General features: G+C 28.4%; 1 protein-coding gene. It reads right to left on the bottom strand.

All coding sequences use genetic code 11. The features are described from left to right. Nucleotides 1–123 precede the first annotated feature (123 nt). Entirely contained in the window at nucleotides 124–1,410 is a 1,287-nt protein-coding gene (locus NEH74_RS13270) for an MmcB family DNA repair protein (protein WP_128446224.1), read from the bottom strand. Between the last annotated feature and the right edge of the window lie 138 nt (nucleotides 1,411–1,548).

Genomic DNA, 1,548 nt, shown 5'->3' with positions numbered 1-1,548 from the left:
TAATATTTTTTAATTATATTTAATAATCATTTTTTAATGATTATATGTAGCGATTTGATACATGTTTCAAATTCATTTTATAGTTATTTAATCATCATTTTTTTGGTTATATATAATTTCAACTCACTTCCCTAACGCTAATAATCTAGCATTTTTTTTATTGATTTTAGGTATAATTGATTCGTCACTATTCCCTAATTTACTTGGTTCTTTAAGGATTTTATAGACCTTGAAATTCCCATCAAGCCTTATAACTCCAACCCTCTGATCACGATTTAAAGCATAATAACAAACGTCATAATCGTTACTGGCAATATAAAGGTAATCACAATAATTTAGATATTTTTCTAGTTTAGAATCTCTATCTAAATCCCCTAGTGAAGCTTTTGCTTCAACAATAATAATCTCATTATTATCATTATATGCGACCACATCAAATTGAAAATCTTCATGTGATAATTCAATCGTACCAATCCAATTTTCTTTGTATAAATACTTCAAAATTCCTTGCTCAATGTTCGTATGTGTTAATGTATCTTTTGATGTAAATTCATTCATTAATTCTCGTTGCTCAAAGTAATTTTTAACTGCTAATTTTCCCTTATTTTTAAGCGATTTTTTCAACTCTGATAACTCTTTTTCTAATTCAGCTAATTTCAGTTCATATTCTTTTCTAATTGGTGATAACTGACGTTTAACAGTCGTATATTGGAGCGATTTAATATGATGAGCGTTACTTCCATCTTCATAATAATTATTTCGGCTCATAGTATTTATCGTTAGATCGATAAACTTCTCCATATCTATAATGTAATTTCTACCATACTCCCACAGGATTACTTTTTCTTTTCTCATTTTCCCCCATGTAGACTTAGATACTAACTTATTAAGTACGTATCGTCCATCATATAGACCAATTAGGTTTAGATACCCTCTAAAGGCTTTAGGATTTGTTTTTTGTAGTGCCTTAACTGGTTTAAATTCCATTTCTAAAATAGCTTGTTTAGTGTCTAAATCGTTTAGTTTCTCTTGATAATATTCAATTTTACTTTCAATAGCATTAATTTGGACTTGGGCTGATTTTAAAAAATACTCTTTCTGCTCTTTAATATCAACTATCTCCTTAACTAAATCTTCTAAAGCATTACGAGTAGTCTTATCATTGAGTGTATCAATTACATCTAATAACAACTCTTTATCATTTTTAATAGGTGATAAGGCTCGTATGTTATTTCCTATGCCGTTTAGTTTAGCTAATTGCTCTTGATTAAGTCCTAAAGCAGCTATCTGTTTAAATAGTTTATTTGATACCGATATTTGCCTAACAGTATTATAATTAACGTCCAAATCATTACTGATTTGTTTCAACGATACTCCATCTTCTATCAACTGGATCACTTTATCTCTCATAATTTACCTCACTCTCAAAAATAGCATTAATGATCTGCTCACATGCTTCCTTAGTCAAATTGAAATAATTAATCCAAAATTTTGTGTTAACTAAAAATCTTTTAAAATTAAGTGTTTCCTCGGACACACACTTATTAT

The organism is Turicibacter sp. GALT-G1 (genome assembly GCF_025594995.1).
Taxonomy (GTDB): Bacteria; Bacillota_I; Bacilli_A; order MOL361; family Turicibacteraceae; genus Turicibacter; species Turicibacter bilis.
This window is presented reverse-complemented; position numbering and strand designations above follow the sequence as displayed.

What these genes read in the sequence shown, in the direction of transcription:
- NEH74_RS13270 (WP_128446224.1), bottom strand. Translation starts at nt 1,410, where the DNA reads ATGAGAGATAAAGTGATCCAGTTGATAGAAGATGGAGTATCGTTGAAA.